At 30.6% G+C, this 19828-nt stretch carries 20 protein-coding genes; 13 read left to right on the top strand and 7 right to left on the bottom strand.

What is annotated here, in order from left to right:
- Window positions 1-77: 77 nt before the first annotated feature.
- Window positions 78-1169: a redox-regulated ATPase YchF gene (gene ychF, locus P2G10_RS09195; protein ID WP_275316231.1), complete on the bottom strand. Its 1092-nt coding sequence runs from the start codon at window positions 1167-1169 to the stop codon at window positions 78-80.
- Between the two features lie 239 nt (window positions 1170-1408).
- Between ychF and P2G10_RS09190 the strand changes: the two genes are divergently transcribed.
- Window positions 1409-4042 carry a TonB-dependent receptor gene (locus tag P2G10_RS09190; protein ID WP_275316230.1) on the top strand — a complete coding sequence of 878 codons (2634 nt, stop codon included), beginning with the start codon at window positions 1409-1411 and terminating at the stop codon, window positions 4040-4042.
- Between the two features lie 74 nt (window positions 4043-4116).
- On the opposite strand, the gene P2G10_RS09185 is transcribed toward P2G10_RS09190, so the two are convergent.
- On the bottom strand, window positions 4117-4467 hold the full coding sequence (locus P2G10_RS09185) for a 4Fe-4S dicluster domain-containing protein (RefSeq protein ID WP_218772346.1): 351 nt from the start codon (window positions 4465-4467) through the stop codon (window positions 4117-4119).
- 72 nt (window positions 4468-4539) lie between these two features.
- On the opposite strand from P2G10_RS09185, the gene P2G10_RS09180 reads away from it, so the two are divergent.
- The 12 genes from P2G10_RS09180 to P2G10_RS09125 all read left to right on the top strand — a co-directional run bounded on the left by P2G10_RS09180 (window position 4540) and on the right by P2G10_RS09125 (window position 14573).
- The gene (locus P2G10_RS09180; protein ID WP_275316228.1) at window positions 4540-5601 is read left to right on the top strand and encodes an acyl-CoA reductase; all 1062 of its coding nucleotides are present in this window, start codon (window positions 4540-4542) and stop codon (window positions 5599-5601) included.
- Window positions 5602-5655: 54 nt separating this feature from the next.
- Window positions 5656-6720 (top strand): 3-phosphoserine/phosphohydroxythreonine transaminase, encoded by a 1065-nt coding sequence (gene serC, locus P2G10_RS09175; protein WP_275316227.1) that lies wholly within the window; start codon window positions 5656-5658, stop codon window positions 6718-6720.
- A 90-nt stretch (window positions 6721-6810) separates the two neighbouring features.
- The gene (locus tag P2G10_RS09170) at window positions 6811-7764 is read left to right on the top strand and encodes an NAD(P)-dependent oxidoreductase (protein ID WP_275316225.1); all 954 of its coding nucleotides are present in this window, start codon (window positions 6811-6813) and stop codon (window positions 7762-7764) included.
- A gap of 15 nt (window positions 7765-7779) precedes the next feature.
- The gene (locus P2G10_RS09165; protein WP_275316224.1) at window positions 7780-9018 is read left to right on the top strand and encodes a DUF1015 domain-containing protein; all 1239 of its coding nucleotides are present in this window, start codon (window positions 7780-7782) and stop codon (window positions 9016-9018) included.
- A 4-nt stretch (window positions 9019-9022) separates the two neighbouring features.
- Window positions 9023-9688 carry a YggS family pyridoxal phosphate-dependent enzyme gene (locus P2G10_RS09160; RefSeq protein WP_218773442.1) on the top strand — a complete coding sequence of 222 codons (666 nt, stop codon included), beginning with the start codon at window positions 9023-9025 and terminating at the stop codon, window positions 9686-9688.
- 31 nt (window positions 9689-9719) lie between these two features.
- Complete coding sequence (locus P2G10_RS09155) at window positions 9720-10817, top strand: exonuclease domain-containing protein (RefSeq protein WP_275316223.1); 1098 nt, start codon at window positions 9720-9722, stop codon at window positions 10815-10817.
- A 31-nt stretch (window positions 10818-10848) separates the two neighbouring features.
- Window positions 10849-11661, top strand: coding sequence for an ion transporter (locus tag P2G10_RS09150; RefSeq protein ID WP_218772340.1), 813 nt, complete (start codon window positions 10849-10851; stop codon window positions 11659-11661).
- Window positions 11662-12570 (top strand): tRNA (adenosine(37)-N6)-dimethylallyltransferase MiaA, encoded by a 909-nt coding sequence (miaA, locus tag P2G10_RS09145; RefSeq protein ID WP_275316221.1) that lies wholly within the window; start codon window positions 11662-11664, stop codon window positions 12568-12570.
- A gap of 60 nt (window positions 12571-12630) precedes the next feature.
- Window positions 12631-13134: an OmpH/Skp family outer membrane protein gene (locus P2G10_RS09140; RefSeq protein ID WP_218772338.1), complete on the top strand. Its 504-nt coding sequence runs from the start codon at window positions 12631-12633 to the stop codon at window positions 13132-13134.
- Window positions 13135-13155: 21 nt separating this feature from the next.
- Window positions 13156-13320 carry a hypothetical protein gene (locus tag P2G10_RS09135; RefSeq protein ID WP_275316220.1) on the top strand — a complete coding sequence of 55 codons (165 nt, stop codon included), beginning with the start codon at window positions 13156-13158 and terminating at the stop codon, window positions 13318-13320.
- Window positions 13320-14147, top strand: a complete 828-nt coding sequence (locus tag P2G10_RS09130) for a DUF1853 family protein (protein WP_275316218.1) — start codon at window positions 13320-13322, stop codon at window positions 14145-14147. The genes P2G10_RS09135 and P2G10_RS09130 overlap by 1 nt, the downstream gene beginning before the upstream one ends.
- A gap of 21 nt (window positions 14148-14168) precedes the next feature.
- Complete coding sequence (locus P2G10_RS09125; protein ID WP_275316217.1) at window positions 14169-14573, top strand: hypothetical protein; 405 nt, start codon at window positions 14169-14171, stop codon at window positions 14571-14573.
- On the opposite strand, the gene P2G10_RS09120 is transcribed toward P2G10_RS09125, so the two are convergent.
- From P2G10_RS09120 to hisF, 5 genes are all read right to left on the bottom strand, one after another.
- Entirely contained in the window at window positions 14574-15488 is a 915-nt protein-coding gene (locus tag P2G10_RS09120; protein ID WP_275316215.1) for an EamA family transporter, read from the bottom strand. It lies immediately after the preceding gene.
- 389 nt (window positions 15489-15877) lie between these two features.
- A complete protein-coding gene (locus P2G10_RS09115) occupies window positions 15878-17029 on the bottom strand; it encodes a class I SAM-dependent methyltransferase (protein ID WP_275316214.1) in 1152 nt (383 codons plus the stop codon).
- Window positions 17030-17164: 135 nt separating this feature from the next.
- The gene (locus tag P2G10_RS09110) at window positions 17165-18130 is read right to left on the bottom strand and encodes a fasciclin domain-containing protein (protein ID WP_275316212.1); all 966 of its coding nucleotides are present in this window, start codon (window positions 18128-18130) and stop codon (window positions 17165-17167) included.
- A gap of 287 nt (window positions 18131-18417) precedes the next feature.
- Window positions 18418-19002 (bottom strand): bifunctional phosphoribosyl-AMP cyclohydrolase/phosphoribosyl-ATP diphosphatase HisIE, encoded by a 585-nt coding sequence (hisIE, locus tag P2G10_RS09105; protein ID WP_275316211.1) that lies wholly within the window; start codon window positions 19000-19002, stop codon window positions 18418-18420.
- Window positions 18999-19751 carry an imidazole glycerol phosphate synthase subunit HisF gene (gene hisF / locus P2G10_RS09100; protein WP_275316210.1) on the bottom strand — a complete coding sequence of 251 codons (753 nt, stop codon included), beginning with the start codon at window positions 19749-19751 and terminating at the stop codon, window positions 18999-19001. Before hisF ends, hisIE begins: the two co-directional genes overlap by 4 nt.
- Between the last annotated feature and the right edge of the window lie 77 nt (window positions 19752-19828).

Raw genomic sequence — 19828 nt, 5'->3', positions numbered from 1 at the left:
TTTTTCGCAAATTATTATCGAGAATACAATAAAAAAAGCGAGTAGTGAAAGCCCGCTCGAACGCCCTAATAATTATTTTAAACGTTAAATCTAAAATTCATAATATCACCATCTTGCACGATGTACTCTTTACCTTCGATACCTAATTTACCTGCTTCTTTTACTTTTTGCTCACCGCCTAAAGTTGTGTAATCTTCGTATTTGGTTACTTCGGCACGGATAAACCCTTTCTCGAAATCGGTGTGAATTACTCCGGCTGCTTGTGGTGCAGTATCACCAATATTAATCGTCCAAGCTCTTACTTCTTTTACACCAACGGTAAAATACGTTTGTAAGTTTAATAATTTGTATGCTGCTCTAATTAAAACAGAAGCTCCTGCTTCTTTTAAACCCATATCAGCTAAAAACATTTCACGCTCTTCGTAATCGTCTAACTCAGTAATATCTGCTTCTGTACCTACAGCTAAAACAATTACTTCGGCATTTTCGTCTTTTACAGCTTCTCTTACTTTAGTAACATAATCGTTACCATTCACAGCAGCACCTTCATCAACATTACATACATATAATACTGGCTTTGCAGTAATAAATTGTAATGATTGAACAATTTCTTGATCTTTTTCTGAAAACTCTATAGCTCTTACTGAAACTCCTCTCAATAAAGTTTCTTCAACTCTTAATAGAATTTCTAATTCTACTTGTGCTTCTTTATTACCAGTTTTAGCAGTTCTTTTTACACGCTCTAAACGCTTCTGAACAGTTTCTAAATCTTTTAATTGTAATTCTATATCAATCGTTTCCTTATCTCTAATAGGATCTACAGAAGCGTCAACATGAATAATATTTTCGTTATCGAAACAACGTAACACATGAATAATCGCATCTGTTTCACGAATGTTTGCTAAGAATTGGTTTCCTAATCCTTCTCCTTTACTTGCTCCTTTTACCAAACCGGCAATATCAACAATTTCTACTGTTGCAGGCATTACCCTTTCTGGATTTACCATACCTTCTAAAACCTGAATTCTAGGATCTGGTACATTTACAACACCTACATTAGGTTCGATAGTACAAAAAGGAAAGTTAGCACTTTGCGCTTTTGCATTAGATAAACAATTAAATAACGTTGATTTTCCTACGTTTGGTAACCCTACAATTCCTGCTTTCATTCTATTCTTTTATTGAAAATTTTCGTTTGCAAATATACTGCTTTGGTTTCAAAAAAAATCATTTTAAACATTTACTCATTATACATACTAAAAAAAACATAATATATATTTTTTTAACATTTTTAAAACACTTTGTGTTTGTTTTTACTACTTTTAAGAAATATTAACCAAAAAATAATTTAAATATGAAAAGACAGCATTTTTTTTTAATTTGTTTTTTATTCTTAGGAATACAACTAATGAATGCCCAAGTACAAATTAAAGGAACCATAAAAGATAGTAGTAATGAACCTCTACCTGGTGCTAATGTTTTGGAAAAAGGAACAAGTAATGGAATATCAACAGAGTTCGATGGAACTTTTTCTTTAACTGTAAATCCTAATAGCACTTTAATTATTAGTTTTTCTGGCTTTGAAACTCAGGAAATTCCTGTGAACGGACAAACTACTTTTAACATTACTTTAAACGAAGGCCTACAATTAGATGAAGTTGTTATTGTGGGTTCTAGAAACGCAAGAAGAACAGCTGTAGATACACCTGTACCTGTGGATGTTATTGATGTTGGTGATTTAGCTGCTAAAAATGGTAAAGTTGAAATAAATGACATTTTACAATACGCCGCGCCTTCCTTTAATGCAACCAAACAATCTGGTTCTGACGGAGCAGATCATGTGGTTCCTGCTTCTTTAAGGGGTTTAGGACCTGATCAAACATTGGTTTTAATCAATGGTAAAAGACGTCATCAATCATCATTAGTTAATATTTTTGGTACACGTGGTCGCGGTAATTCTGGTACCGACTTAAACGCAATTCCTACTGCTGCGATAAAAAGAATAGAAGTTTTACGTGATGGTGCATCTGCTCAATATGGTTCTGATGCAATTGCAGGAGTTATTAATATTGTTTTAAAAGATGCCACTGATGGTGTTTCTGGAAGTATAGGTTACGGTGTTTACAGTACTTCTGTAGGGAGTGGCTGGGCCGAAAAAACCGGAGAAACATTATATAATGTCAATGGAAAAAATAGACTAGACGGAAAAGACAAAAGTTTCGATGGTGGTACGTTTAAATTAGATTTAAACTATGGAGCTAAACTAAACGATAAAGGAGGGTTTATTAATTTCACGACAGAATTATTATCAAAAGAAAAAACACTACGTCCAGGTTTTTCTTGGCGTAAAGGATATGGTAGTGCTGGTGTTGATGGCTTTAACTTTATGATAAATGCTAGTTTACCAATTAACGATAACACCGAGGTATACGCTTTTGGTGGAAGGAATTATAGAGATACTGATGCTTACGCTTTTTCTAGAGATAGTTTTGATGATGGCGATAATAGAACTGTTCCTAGCTTATTCCCGAATGGATATACACCAAGAATAACTTCTAATATTGCAGATATTTCTGTTTCAACAGGTGTAAAACATAAATTAGAAAATGGTTGGGAAGTTGATTTTAACAACACCTATGGTGAAAATAAATTTCATTACTTAATAAAAGATACTAATAACGCTTCTTTAAAAGATGCTTCTCCTACAGAATTTGATGCAGGCGGGCATAGCTTATCTCAAAACACTACCGGTGTTGATTTCTCTAAATATTTTGAAGATTCAATGAGCGGAATAAATATTGCCTTTGGACTAGAATACCGAACAGAGAACTTTATTATTTTTGCGGGTGAAGAATCTTCTTATGGATTATATGATGAAGACGGACTTTTAATAACCAACCCTGGTACACAAGTTATTGCTACCGATTCTAATGGAGATGATTTACCGGGAGGTGCGCAAGGATTCCCTGGTTACAGCCCAGATAATGAAGTAGACAAATCAAGAAGTAATGTTGGTGTATATCTTGATTCTGAGTTTAATTTTACTGATAAATTTTTAGTAGGAGCAGCACTTAGATTTGAAGACTACAGTGATTTTGGTAGTACTTTTAACTTTAAATTAGCTTCACGATTTAAAGTAAATGATAATTTAAGTTTTAGAGGTTCTATTTCTTCAGGATTTAGAGCTCCTTCTTTAGCGCAATTATATTACAACTTAAAGTTTACTAACATTGTAAACGGAGTGTCATTACCTTCTTTATTATCAGCAAATAATAGTACCGTAACTAGAGCCTTTGGAATTGATCAATTAAAAGAAGAAACTGCTTTTAATACAAGTATTGGTTTTACATATAAAAATGGCGGATTTACAGCAACTGTTGATGCTTACTCTATAGCTGTAGATGACAGAGTTATTTTAACAGACAATTTTGATGCCTCTGCTTTAAATTTAGGTGTAGATGCAGCTCAGTTTTTTGCAAATGGAGTAGATACTAAAACTCAAGGTGTTGATATTGTTTTAAATTACAAAAAGAACTTTGACGAGCATAGAGTAAATGTAGGTTTAGTTGGTAACTTTAATGATACTAAAATTGAAAAAATTAAAAATGGAAACCTAAACAGGTTTACATTTTTTAGTCCGTTTTCAGAAGCTTATTTAAAAGCTGCTGCTCCTGATCATAAATTTGGATTAAACTTAGGTTACGGATATAAAAAGTTTGACTTAGCATTAGGTTTAACTAAATTTAGTGAAGTACAATTACAAGATTTTCAATGGGTAGATACCCCAGCAACAACACAGGCAGAAGCTGATGCTTTATATCCTGTAGCTACAGATATTTATAAAAGTAAAATCACAGCTGATTTAAGTTTAAGTTATGCTTTTACAAAGAAACTTACACTTACTGTTGGAGGGAATAATATTTTTAACACCTACCCTACTTCACAATTTGATGGATGGACAGATCAAGGTGGATTAGCCGATTCTGTACAAATGGGTTCTGATGGTGCATACTTCTTTACTCGATTAGGTTTTCAATTATAAATAACAAATAAATTAAGCAATAAAAAACCCCGAGATATTTCTCGGGGTTTTTCTTTATTTTAAAATGATGTGGACTATTCGTTATGCATAAACTTCTGCTTACCTAACAACGCTTCTTCAGTTTCAACGTTATCATCATCAGGAACACAACAATCTACAGGACATACTGCCGCACATTGAGGTTCTTCATGAAAACCTTTACATTCGGTACACTTGTCTGCAACAATATAGTATATTTCATCAGAAATAGGTTCTTGAGTTTCATCTGCATTTGCTTTTTTACCATTTGGTAAAACCACATTTCCAGTTAAATCTGTTCCGTCTGCATATTTCCAATCATCAGCTCCTTCATAAATTGCTGTATTCGGACATTCTGGTTCACATGCACCACAATTTATACATTCATCTGTTATAATAATTGCCATAATTAATCTGTTTCAGTTTTGTAACTTTGCAATCGCAAAAATAGTTCCAAATTAACTTAGAAACAAAATATAATGGATACAATCCAAAATAGAATTTCAGCTTTTGTAGAATTAGGGAAATTTTTAAGCCAGTTTACCCAAAAAGAAACTGCTCAAAAAAACGATATCCAATTCAATGATTTGTTTTTTGACGGATTTAAACATCAATTAAAAATAGCAGGAGAAAAAAACACTTGGTTTACCAAAGAAAACTTATTGTTTGCTACCGAAAGTTGGTCTAAAGCCTTAACAAACGAAAATATTCAACAATGGGTTGCTAACGAAAGTTTAGGTAAAAAAGACATCAAGCAAGTAGCCGTTATTATGGCCGGAAATATTCCGTTAGTAGGATTTCATGACTTTTTATCTGTTTTAATTTCTGGGCATTCGGTTTTAGTTAAACAATCTTCTAACGATAAAAACTTATTGCCTTTTTTAGCGAAGTATTTAGAATATGTTCAACCAGAATTAAAAGGTAAAATTACATTTACGGAACAAAAGTTAACTGGTTTTGATGCTGTAATAGCTACAGGAAGTAATAATACGGCGCGTTATTTCGAATATTATTTTAAAGATAAACCTAGTATTATTAGAAAAAGTAGAAATTCGGTTGCTGTTTTAACAGGAAACGAAACGGCACAAGATTTTGAAAATTTAAGTAACGATGTATTTTGTTACTTCGGATTAGGTTGTCGTTCGGTATCTAAACTATATGTCCCTAAAGATTATAATTTCGATCCTTTTTTTACGGGAATGTTTAACAAACAAGAAATTATCAACAATGCAAAATATGCCAATAATTACGACTATAACAAAGCGGTGTATTTAATGAGCGAGTTTGATATTTTAGAAAACGGATTTTTAATGATTAAGGAAGATGAAAGCTATGCCTCTCCTATCGCCTCTGTTTTTTATGAATATTACGACAATGCAGATGATTTAAAAACAAAACTAAAGCAAGACGAAGAAAAAACACAGTGTATCGTTGCTAATAATTTTATGGAAGGAGAAATTGCTTTTGGCGAAACACAAAATCCGCAGTTATGGGATTATGCTGATGGCGTAAATACCTTAGAATTTTTATCAAAAATTTAAAGATAAACTCCTTATAAATTTCGCACCTTTGTGCTAACAAAACACTACTGAATAATGAAAAAACATAACTTTAGTGCAGGTCCGTGTATTTTACCTGAAGAAGTGTTACTAAAAGCTTCTGAAGCTATTATAAACTTTAATGATGATAATTTATCGTTGTTAGAAATATCGCACAGAAGTAAACCTTTTGTTGCTGTTATTGAAAACGCACGAAGTTTAGCTTTAGAATTATTAGGCTTAGAAAACAAAGGTTACAAAGCGCTATTTTTACAAGGCGGTGCAAGCAATCAATTTTTAATGACTGCTTACAATTTACTAAACAAAAAAGCCGCGTATTTAAATACCGGTACTTGGAGTAGCAAAGCTATTAAAGAAGCAAAATTATTTGGCGAATTGGTTGAGGTAGCTTCATCCGAAGATAAAAACTTTAATTACATACCTAAAGGATATGAAATTCCTACAGATGTAGATTATTTTCATTGCACGAGTAACAATACAATTTACGGATCGCAAATGAAAAGTTTTCCGGAAACTAATGTTCCGTTAATTTGTGATATGAGTTCTGATATTTTTTCTCGTCAATTAGATTTTTCTAAGTTTGATTTGATCTATGCTGGTGCCCAAAAAAATATGGGTCCTGCAGGAACAACTTTGGTAATTATCAAAGAAGATATTTTAGGCAAAGTAACACGCGAGATTCCATCAATGTTAAATTATCAAACTTTTATTGATAAAGATAGCATGTTTAACACACCTCCTGTTTTTGCGGTGTATACATCAATGCTTACTTTAGAGTGGTTGAAAGATTTAGGCGGAATTGAGTTTATAGAAAAAGTAAACAATCAAAAATCAGCACTTTTATATAGTGAAATAGATAGAAACCCTTTATTTAAAGGAGCTGTTGTTAAAGAAGACAGAAGCCATATGAACGCTACTTTTTCTTTAACAGACAACAATTTAAAAGAAACATTTAACACCCTATGGAAAGAAGCCAATATTAATGGTTTAGACGGCCACAGAAGTGTTGGTGGTTACAGAGCAAGTATGTACAATGCATTGCCATTATATAGTGTGCAAGCATTGGTAGATGTAATGCATGAATTAGAACGAAAAGCATAATACAAACGTCATTCCGAACAAAGTGAAGGAATCTATTTATAAAGATTGCCACATCATTTTATTCCTCGCAATGACATTATAAAAGTAAGAATGAAAATATTAGCAAACGACGGAATCTCAGAAAGTGGAAAAGCTACTTTAGAAAATGCAGGATTTGAAGTAATAGTTACCAAAGTTGCCCAAGAGCAATTAGATAGTTTTATCAATGATGAAGAAATTAATACCATCATTATTAAAAACACTACAGAAATACATGCTGAACTTATAGATAATTGTCCGACCTTAAAGTTAATTGCAAACGCAAGTACAAATAACGACAACGTAGATGTTATATATGCTGAAGAAGCTGGTTTACAAGTTGTAAATATTTCTGATGCTAGTGCCAATGCTGTTGCCGAATTGGTTTTTGCACATTTATTAGGAATGGCTCGTTATTTACATCAAGCCAACAGAGAAATGCCTTTAGAAGGCGATGTAAGTTTTAATGCTTTAAAATCTCAATTTTCTAACGGAACTGAATTACGTGGTAAAACCCTTGGTATTATTGGTATGAGTGCTGCAGGACAACAAGTAGCTAAACTCGCTTTAGGACTAGGAATGAAAGTGGTTGCCTTTGATGTTAACTTCGATAATACAATAACAATTCCGGTGGAGTTTTTTAACGGTGAAATTATTGATATTCAAATTGATATGTTAAGTTCTGATGAGCTATTAAAAGAAGCACATTTTATCAGCTTACATTTATCTGCTCAAGAAAAGCATCTAATCGGAGTTAAAGAATTTGAAAAGATGAAAGACGGAGTTGGTTTTATTAATGTCGCTCAAGGCGGGTTGGTAGATGAGGTTGCCTTAATTAACGCTATAGAGAGCGGTAAAGTGAAGTATGCAGGTTTAGATACTTTCGAAAATCAACCAAATCCAGAGATTCAGTTATTAATGAATCCTGAACTTTCTTTAAGTCCTAATATTGCTTCATATACTATAGAAGCACAGCATAAAATAGGTACAGAGTTGGCAGATAAAATTATTAATTCTTTACACTAAAAACTAAAATTATTAATGGCAATTGTAAAACCATTTAAAGCAGTACGAGCAACTCGAGATAAAGTTGCCATGGTATCTTCTAAATCATATGAAGTTTATCCTCCAGACATGTTAAATGCTAAGTTAGCTTTTAATCCTTTTTCATTTTTACATGTTGTAAATCCTGGGTATAAATATCATAAACAAGATATTACTGGTGATCAACGCTTTAAATTGGTGCACAATCGTTATTTAGAATTTAAAGAAGATGGTATTTTTACAAAAGATAAGAACCCTGGTTTTTATATTTATCAAAAAATAACACCAACCAATTCTTTTTGCGGAATTATAGCTGCAACTTCTGTAGAAGATTACCACAACAATACCATTAAAAAACACGAAGGCACTTTAAGAGAAAGAGAATTATTATTTGAAAACTACCTAAAAAACACTGGGTTTAATGCAGAACCTGTGCTTTTAACGTATCCTGATAATGATACTATTAATAGTATTATTGAAAAGTATCGTAAAAACAGGGCTGAATACGAATTTTCTACAACAGATAAAGACTCACATTTATTATGGATTATAGATGATGAAAAAGATGTTGCACAAATTTCTAATGCTTTTTCACAAGTAAATACTTTATATATTGCCGATGGCCATCATCGCTCTACTTCTGCTTGCTTGCTTGCAAAAAACTTAGCAAAAGAAAATCCGGAACATACTGGTAACGAAAAATATAATTTCTTCATGAGCTACTTGTTACCCGAAAGCCAATTAAGTATTTATGAATTTAATCGATTTATAAAAGATTTAAACGGCTTAGCTGTTGATGAGTTTTTAATTGAATTAGACACCTTTTTTAGAATAGAAAACAGAGGTCAGGAATTATATAGGCCAAAAGAAAAGCATCAATTTAGCATGTATTTAAATGGGGAGTTTTATGCTTTACACTTGCGAAAATCTGTCTATAAATTTACAGATGCTTTAAGTAAATTAGATGCTCAAATTTTGTATCAAACCATTTTAAATCCGATTTTAGGAATTAAAGATATAAGAAACGCATCAAAAATAATGTATTCGCAAGATAAATCAGACAGTTTAGAGTTGAAAACAAAAGTTGATAGTGGCGATTTTAAAGTTTCTTTCGGTATGTTACCAACCACAATAAACGAACTAAAAGAAATTGTAGATGCGGATATGTTAATGCCACCTAAAACCACTTATATCGAACCTAAACTGAGAAGTGCTTTAACTATTTATGAATTTTGATATGATGACAGGAATTAAAGAAAATCTTCAAGAAATAAAAAATACTATTCCCGAAAATGTAACCTTAGTTGCGGTTTCTAAAACCAAACCTATTACCGACCTTCAAGAAGCATACGATGCAGGTCAGCGTGTATTTGGTGAAAACAAAATTCAGGAAATGGTAACAAAGTTTGATGCTTTACCAAAAGACATTAAATGGCATATGATTGGACATTTACAACGCAATAAGGTAAAATACATGGCGCATTTTGTTGATTTAATTCACGGTGTAGATAGTTTAAAAACCTTGACAGAAATTAACAAACAAGCTAAAAAACACAATCGTGTAATTAACTGCTTACTTCAGGCTCGTATTGCAAAAGAAGATACCAAGTTTGGTTTGTCCTTTTTAGAGATTGATGAAATTATTTCATCAGAAGAATTTTCAGAGTTACAAAATATAAAGGTTGTTGGCTTTATGGGAATGGCTACTTTTACAGATAATCAGGAGCAATTACAAGAAGAATTTTCATCGTTAGCTACATTTTTTACTGAAAGGCAAAATAAAAACTCAAAACTATCTACGTTATCAATGGGAATGAGCGGTGACTATCAATTAGCTATCGAAAATGGTAGTAATATGGTAAGAATTGGTAGTGCTATTTTTGGAGTTCGAAATTATATTGTTTAGATTTACATTAATCAGCTAAAAAGAAAAAGAATTGTACGCAATATTAGATATTGAAACAACAGGGGGTAAATTTAATGAAGAAGGAATGACTGAAATTGCTATTCATAAATTTGATGGACACCAAATAGTCGATCAGTTTATTAGTTTAGTAAATCCAGAAAGAGATATTCAAGAATTTGTTGTTAAATTAACAGGTATAAATAATAAAATGCTTCGAAATGCACCAAAGTTTTACGAGGTGGCAAAACGAATTATAGAGATAACTGAAGGGTGTACTATTATTGCTCACAACGCTAATTTTGATTATCGTATTTTACGTCTAGAATTTAAACGTTTAGGCTATGATTTTAAGAGAAATACACTTTGTACAGTAGCACTTAGTAAAAAATTAATTCCAGAATCTCCTTCCCACAGTTTAGGAAAATTATGTCGTTTTGTTGGCATTCCTATGTCTGATAGACACAGAGCTAACGGAGATGCTTTAGCAACGATACAATTATTTAAATTATTGTTAGAAAAAGATGTTCATAAAAGTATTATTCAACAATCAATAAAATATGCTGATAACAGGCAAGAAAAGCAACGTCTTATAAAGATATTAGATAAGCTACCTGAAAAACAAGGTGTGTTTTACGTGCATAATGAACAAGGTACTATTATATTTATTGGTAGAGGAAAAAACATCAAACAAGAAACAAATAAACTATTTTTAAAAGAAACTCCTAAAGCTAAGAAGATATTAAAAAGAGTTAACGATGTTAGCTATGAAGAAACCGGTAATGTACTTTTTACTCGTTTAAAATATCATTTAGAGCTTACAAGGTTAAAACCTAAGTTTAACGTTATTCGCAAACGAAAAAATGCTGATAAGAATTTTAATCACGATAATTTATTAATTGTAGATAAAGGAAGGGTCCCAGAAGAACATGCTGTCATTTTAATAGAAAACAACATCGTTTTAGGATATACGTATACCAACTTAGCTTTTCAAGAAAATAATTTAAGTATATTAAAATCAATGCTTACTCCTATAGAAAGTGCCGATTTAGCCAAAACAATTATTAAAAATTATTTACTAAAAAATAAAGTGTCTAAAATAGTAAGATTACAAATAGAAAATAATTTGTAATATTGTTAAAACATCATAAAAATATTTTTTTTTGGAAAACAAAACGAAAAACTGGAAAGACAAATTACATGATGTAATTTACGGAACAGATACTCCAGCTGGTAAGTTGTTTGACATCGTGTTACTATTTGCTATTTTAATTAGTATCTTATTAGTAATGCTTGAAAGTATTGAGAGCTTTGATAATAAATATCATGATTTTTTAAATACTGCTGAGTGGGTTATTACCTTTTTATTTACCATAGAATATTTTGCTAGAATAATATCCATTAAAAAACCATCAAAATATATTTTTAGTTTTTATGGCGTTGTTGATTTTTTATCTACCATACCTAAATATTTATCACTATTTTTAATAGGTTCACATAGTTTAGTCGCGCTAAGAGCGTTTAGATTGCTACGAATTTTTCGAATTCTTAAGGTTTCGAGATACGTAGGAGAATCTAATCAACTTATAAAATCTTTAAATGCAAGTAAAGCTAAAATAGGAGTATTCTTATATTTTGTTCTTATTGTTTGCATTATTTTAGGTGCTGTAATGTACTTTATAGAAGGTGCTGAAAATGGTTTTACTAGTATTCCTAGAAGCATATATTGGTCTATCGTAACATTAACGACTGTTGGTTACGGAGACATTGCTCCGCAAACTGCTTTAGGTCAATTAATCGCAAGTATTACTGTTATTATCGGATACGCTATTATTGCGATTCCTACAGGAATTGTAAGTTCAGAAATGGCAAGAAAACAAGCTTTGTCTGATTCAAAAAAATGCCCTGATTGTTCAACTACCGGACATAAAGATGATGCCGAATTTTGTTATAACTGCGGAACAAAACTTAATTAAATGTCTCAAAAAAATATATTAATAACCATTGTTGGCGCTACAGCTATTGGTAAAACTGCTCTTAGTATAAAATTAGCACAGCATTTTAATTGCGATATTATTTCGTGTGATTCACGTCAGTTTTTTAAAGAAATGACAATCGGTACTGCGGTACCTGACTCTGATGAATTGGCTGCTGCGCAACATCATTTTATTCAGAATAAAAGCATTTTCGAGGACTATTCTGTTGGTGAATTTGAGAAAGATACTTTAAGTAAGTTAAATGAATTATTCTTAAAAAATCCTATTCAAATAATGGTTGGCGGTAGTGGATTATATGTTGATACTGTTTTAAAAGGATTAGATTATTTCCCTGAAGTTGATCCATCAATAAGAATAAATCTTACTAAAGAATTAGAAGAAAACGGAATAGAACCACTTCAAAATAAATTGAAAGCACTAGATATTGAAACGTATAATTCGATAGCTATTGATAACCCACATCGTGTTATGCGTGCTTTAGAAATTTGTATCGGCACAGGTAAAACATACAGTTCTTTTAAAAACAAACCAAAAGCTCCTCGTAATTTTAAATCCATAAAAATTGGATTAAATGCCGATAGACAAATTATGTACGATCGTATTAATAAACGTGTTGATATGATGATGGATACTGGTTTATTAGAAGAAGCTAAAACAATGTATCCTCATAAAAAATTAAATGCTTTAAAAACGGTTGGATATAGAGAGTTATTTGAATATTTAGATGGCAATTTTACCAAAGAATTTGCTATTGAAGAAATTAAAAAAAATACTCGTCGTTTTGCAAAACGACAAGGAACTTGGTTTAGAAAAGATAAAGAAATCGTTTGGTTTGATTATCAATCTGACCTCGAAACAATTGTAACAGCTATTAAAAATCAATTTTAACAAATTTTAAAGCACTTAGCTCGTTCACTTTTTTATATTTGTCAAAAACATCAAAAAAAAATGAAATCAAATATTATATTTTTAGCTGCAATTCTTTTATCTACAGTAACATTTTCTCAAACTAAATTAGGTACTGTAAATAGTAACTTAATTATAGGTAAAATGCCACAAATGAAAAATGTTTTACGAAGAGTAGAAAATTCTGGTAAAAAATTAGATTCTTCTTTTAGCATAAAAGCTACTGAGTATCAAACGAAATCTCAAACCTTTAGTGAGACTCAAAAAACATTAAGTGAAGCTGATAAAAAAACAAAATATCAAGAACTAATTTCTTTAGAACAAGATTTACAAAAATTTCGTGTTAACGGTACAAAAATGATGCAATTACAAAGAGAAGAATATATGCGACCGTTATATAAAAAACTAAGTGAAGTTATTAGCGAAGTTGCTAAAGAAAATGGTTATACTCAAGTTTTAACTACTGATGGGAATGAATTTGGTTATGTTGATGAAAATTTTGACATCACTCAATTAGTTTTAGATAAATTAGGTATCAAAGAATAATTTTGACTTTTCAAAAGCATTATGAATAAAAAAGAAATTATAGGACTCGCATTAATATTTATTGGAATGATAATGCAATTGATGCTAAAAATTGAAATTATTAATTTTATTTCCGGAATCTTAATTGGTGCTGGGATAGGCTTTCTTATTGCTAATAAAATTAAGAATAATCCTATTTCTTTTTAATGGATAAAAAATCTAAAAACTTACAATTACAATACGAAGGATTTTTACAAACACCTTTTCTATGGCTATGGCATGGAAAAGGTGTTTTTGATTTTGACCAATTTGAAATAAACCCAAATAAAATAACTATTTTTAACGCTGTAATTACCCAAAATTTACGCTTAGGAAAATTAGTAGAACGTTTTGTTTCTTATGAGCTACAACAAGATACATCAATTAAAATTATTGTAGAAAACATTCAAATTCAACAAGAAAAATTAACTTTAGGCGAGTTAGATTGTATTTTATATAAAAATGAAAAACCAATACATGTAGAAATTGTTTACAAATTTTATTTATATGACAATACTGTTGGTAATACAGAAATTGAACATTGGATAGGACCTAATAGAAAAGATTCATTAATACAAAAACTAACCAAACTTAAAGAAAAACAATTACCACTACTCTACTCTAAACAATGCGAAACTTATTTAGATAAACTAAATTTAGTTACTAACGAAATTGATCAGCAACTCTATTTTAAAGCCCAGTTATTTGTTCCGTTAAAAGAATATGGAAACAAGTTTCCTCTAATAAATAATGACTGTATTATTGGGTTTTATGCAACGTTAAAAGAACTCGAACAATTTAAGGAATGTAAATTTCACATTCCGAATAAACACGATTGGTTGGTTAAACCACATACAAATATTGATTGGCTTAATTTTAATCTTTATACTGAAAAAGCTAACTCTTTTCTTGAAGAAAAAAGAGCACCTTTATGCTGGATAAAACACCCGAACGGTAAAATTATGAAGTTTTTTGTTGTTTGGTGGGATTTTTGATATCACCTAGAAAAATAAATTATGAAAATAATAAAAACCGTATCATTTACCCTTTCAGTACTTTTTATTTTCGCATTTTCTTCCTGTGTTGAAGATGAAGTTAAAAGCGCATCATGCATAGAATTCGATAAAATCTCACAAGGTTACAATATTTTAGAAACAGCTGTTTTTACAACTAAAATTATTGAATTCGAAATTTATAATACATGTCCTTATAAAATAAAAGTTACCGATATAAAAATCCGAGGAAAAAATGCTAGTGAATTTACAATTCAGGGAATTGCAGAAGGCACCTATCTAACAGAGAATAAAATAAAATTCAATATTCTTTTCTCTCCTAAAAGTTTAGGGAAAAAAGAAGCTGGCTTAACGATTTTTCATGAGTTTGGCTCTCTTGTTATTTTTGTGAATGGCGAAGGGGTTTAACTACGATCCTTTTCTTGCGACAGTTTTTACCAATCTTTTTCTAGATGTAATAAAATAAACACCTGTTAATAAAATTACAGATGCTATTACCGATTGTTCGGTAAGTTGTTCATCTAATAAACTCCAACCTAAAAACAAGGCTATTATCGGGTTTACATAAGCGGATGTTGCTACTTTTTCTGGTGATACCGATTTTAAAAGATAATTAAAAGCTGTAAAAGCAACGATACCTCCAAAAATAACCAAGAACAGCATCGCTCCTTGTGTTTTACTAGCCCAATTTAATGGCGAAACCCACGTTTCTTTAAAAATTAAACTTGATATTACTAATATAGTTCCTGCTATTAACATTTGATATCCCGTAGCAACCAAGTAATTTTTTGGTAAATCTGCTTTCGATACAAAAACACTTCCGTAGCTCCAACTTAACACACAGGTTAAGATCATAAAAATACCTAAAACACCACCTTCAGAAGTTGTAATTTCTTTCTGACTTACCAATAAATACATTCCCGCTAAACCAAATAACACTCCGATTACTGATTTTCGTTGCATTTTTTTACCATCTATTAAACGCAATAAGAAAAGCACAAACAATGGTTGTGTTGATGCTAATAATGCAGCAAAACCTGTATCAACATATTTTAAAGCCCATACAAAAACTCCGTTTCCATATACTAGAAACAAAAAACCTGCTATTGCTGAATTTAAAAGTTGTGTTTTGGTTATTTTTATTGATATTTTTAACAATGTAGCAATGATCATAATCAACACACCTGCCACTAAAAATCGAATAGAAGCCAAAAATAAAGGAGACAATTCGGTTACCGCAATTTTATTAAATAAATAAGTAGATCCCCATATAATATATATCGAAAAAAATGCTGCAATAATTAATAATTTGGAGTTTTTCATACTTACTTAGTTTATAAAGTAAAAATACTATAATTGTAATTTATAAAAGTGGATTAAAATATATTTTTTCAGAAGCTATTTCCCGCTTTTCGCACTCGCTCTCTGCGAGGAGCTCAAACAAATGCTACAATCGGGGCTAGACTGCTTATTAAATTATGGCTAAGTTCTATACTTCTAGTTATTTTATTAAAACATGTGAGATTTTTAAAAACAAAAAAATCACCAATAGTGGTGATCTTTTGTTTGAAATATATCAAAGTATATTCTATAAATATCAAATCGTCTTTCTGAATTTATTTCAGAATCAAATTCTCTTAATTCAAACTAAATTATGATGAGAACCTGAAATAAATTCAGGTTTGCATAAACATTAATCAATCAAAATACTTTTATATAAGTGTCTCTAAATAATGACTTTCTATAGCATATGTTTCTTTTAAGCCAGATATTTTATCATCTATTTTAGAAGTATCGTTCTTTTTAGATGATTTACTTGCCACCAACATTACATTTTTACGCGTATGTTCGTTACTTATAAATTCAAATACTTTCGTATTGTAATTACTTTTTTCTAAAATAAGCGCACGAATCGTATCAGTAACCATTTCGAATTGGCGCTCTTTAAAGATTCCGTATTTTAAAAGCGGACTCTCCTGCTCTTTTCCTTTTACTTGCTGACGGATTTGTTTATGACAACATGGTGCACAAATAATTAATTCAGCTTTAGCTGATAATCCTTTGTAAATGGCATCGTCTGTTGCGGTATCACAAGCATGTAAAGCTATTAAAATATCAATTTTATTATTATCATATTCCTGAATTGGCTGAGCTACAAACGATAATTTTTTAAACTCAGATTTTTCGGCTATATCATTACAATAATCCACCAATTCTTTACGCAATTCAATACCAGTAACTGTAGCACTGTATTTTTTTTGATTTACTAAATAATCATACAAAGCAAAAGTTAAATAGCCTTTACCCGATCCCATATCAACAATATTAATATGTTTTGGTAATTTGGTAGACTTTAATAAACCTTCAATAATCTCTAAATATTTATTAATTTGACGGTATTTATCGGCCATTTTATGAATCACCTTACCTTCTTTATCGGTAATTCCTAAATGATGTAAATAACTTCCAGCTTCGGCTAAACGTTCTTTTGGTTTATCATGGGTTACGGGCAATTTATTTTTAAAACTCGCCGCATTTTCACGATAAGAAACTTTTTTCTTTTTTGATATAAAAACCAATAAATCTTTAGATAATGTAAATAAAGTTGCCGCTCTAAAATTATCCATCAATAAGATTTCTAATTCAGATAATGCTTCGGTAATAGTATAATTTTTAACCTTATCATTTGTAGTATAATGATAGGTAAATTGCATCATTTCTGCTCCTTTAATAGTTACCAAACGAACATATACGTTTGGCAATCCATCACTTTTCTTGATAGGTTTACTTAAAGTTAGTTTTACAAATTCAGATTCTAAAACACTTTCGTTTAACGCATCTCTTAGTTGTTGAAATTCATTCATATTGCAAAAATAGTTAATAAGCATTAGTTTATTAGTAAAATAGACTAACTAAAACTTTTTTCTATGCAAAAAAAGAAGGATAATAAACATTGCTGTTTATTATCCTTCTTAAATTTAATAACTAAATATCTTTAATTACGGTAAAAGAACATTATTAACAGCATGAATTACCCCATTTGTTCCTTGTACATCTGTTACCGAAATAACTACTGATTGACCGCTTGATGTTTCTAACTTAGCTCCATCTGTTAAATCTACAGTTACCATTCCTCCTGATAACATTGTAATTTCTTGATTATCTGATAACTGACCAGCTTGTACATTTGCCCCGTTAACTACGTGGTATTTTAAAACTGCATCTAAAGTTTCAATTGGCACATCTCCTAAACCATTCCAGGCATTATTACTATCTAATAAAGCTTGAAAAGCCGCGTTTGTTGGTGCGAATACCGTAAATGGTCCGTCACTATTTAATACATCTACAAAAGCAGTTGTATGTCTACTATCTGTTAAGGCAGCTACTAAACTTGTAAAACCTGCATTATTTAACGCTAAAGTTACAAGACTTGGTGGTAACATTACTTTATCTATAATATGTACAACACCATTACTTGCTTCAACATCAACTGTTATAGGTTTAGAATCTCCATTAAACTCTACACCTCCAGTAGTTTCAACCTGTAATGATAAATTTTCATCGTTTGGTCCTGTTGCTAAAGTTTTTACATAAGTATCAGAAAGATCTGCTGATGTTACTTTAGATGTTAAAACATGAAACTTTAATACTGTTGCTAAAGTTTCAGTAGGAATGTCGTTTAAAGTACTCCAATCATCGTTTGAATCTAATAACGTAGCAAAAGCATCGTTATTTGGTGCAAACACAGTATAAGGTCCATTCATTTTTAAAGCATCTACTAAATCGGCTTTTACAACCGCATCAACTAATATACTTAATGACGGAGTAGCCGAAGCTAACTCTATAATGTCTTTAGGGTTGTCAATAACAACTACAGGATCGTCGTCATCACTACAAGATGTTAATAATGATAAACTTAGTAATAAGCCAAGTGCCGCAATACTTTTAAATTTTTTAATAACCATTTTTAATAATTTTTTAATTAATAATTAGTATTTGTTATTTGATAATTTTTATTGAAATAAAATTATTTTGTTTACCTTATTTTACAAATCAATAAACAAATTAAAATTAGATATAAAAATATCACTTAATACTTATAGTAATTAGTGATACACAAATATACAAATGTTTAACTAAATAACAAATAAGTTAAACGTTATTTTTATGTTAAAAAAAAACACCTCCTAGAATTAACTAAAAGGTATTGGTAAATTATTATTATGAAAAATGTTTTACAAAAGAAATTTAATTAATTTCTTTCTTTTAAAACAGCTTCTATTTCTGTTAATGTAAATCCTTTCGCCTTTAAAAGAATTACAATATGATAAAATAAATCGGCAGCTTCATTTTTAAATAAATCGGCATCATTATCTTTTGCTTCAATAACCAATTCTACCGCTTCTTCTCCTACTTTCTGTGCTACTTTATTAATTCCTCGTTTATATAGTTTATTTGTATATGACGTTGGATGATCAGTATCTATACGATCACTAACAATTCGCTCTAATTCATATAAAAACCCTTTTGGAGTTTCTTCCGCAAAACAAGAAGTAGTTCCTTTATGGCAGGTTGAACCTGCTGGCATTACTTTTATTAAAATAGTATCGTTATCACAATCTATCTTAATGTCTTTTACATCTAAAAAGTTACCAGACTCCTCACCTTTTGTCCATAACCTATTTTTACTTCTACTAAAAAAAGTTACTTTATTTTCTTTCTTTGTTTTTAAGAAAGCTTCTTCGTTCATATACCCTAACATTAATACTTGTAATGTGGTATTATTCTGAATTATTACAGGAACTAACCCGTCTCCTTTTGTAAAATCTATATTCATCGTACTGGTATATTTTGTTCTTTTAAATATTCTTTAAGCTTTGGCACTGGTATTTCAGCGAAATGAAAAATACTAGCTGCTAAACCTGCACTCGCTTCTGTTTTTGTAAATACATTTTTAAAGTGTATTTCTTTACCGGCTCCGCCTGATGCTATTACAGGTATATTTATTGCTTTACTAACATCATTTGTTATATCTAGCGCAAAACCTGCTTTTGTTCCGTCGTTATTCATTGATGTTAATAAAATTTCACCTGCACCTAATTTTTCAACTTCCTTAGCCCAAGCAACCGTTTCTAACTCAGTTTCATGAGTTCCTCCTTTTGTAAATACTTTCCAATTATTATTTACATTTTTGGTATCAATAGCAACTACTACAAACTGACTTCCAAAACGGTTTTTTAAATCGGTTATTAATTGCGGGTTTTTAACTGCCGATGAATTGATACTTACTTTATCTGCACCTGCTTTTATCAAAGCCAAAGCATCATCAACCGTACTTATTCCACCACCAACTGTAAAAGGTATATTTATTTCTTGCGCTATTTTCTCTACTAACTCAACTAACGTTTTTCTGTTTTCGAGCGTTGCAGTAATATCTAAAAACACCAACTCATCAGCACCATCTTTTACATATTGCTTAGCCAATTCAATCGGATCACCTGCGTCTTTAATATCAATAAAATTAACACCTTTTACTGTGCGACCGTTTTTGATATCTAAACAAGGTATTATTCTTTTTTTTAACATATTTAATAGTTATCATCATTTTTAAAATCCAAAGAAACCTTTTAAAAGATCACTTCATCATTCTTTCTTGCAATGAT

The sequence above is a fragment of the Tenacibaculum bernardetii genome (assembly GCF_029125915.1).
Classification (GTDB): Bacteria; Bacteroidota; Bacteroidia; order Flavobacteriales; family Flavobacteriaceae; genus Polaribacter; species Polaribacter bernardetii.
Note: the sequence above shows the minus strand (reverse complement) of the source record. Positions and strands in the feature narration are given on the sequence as shown.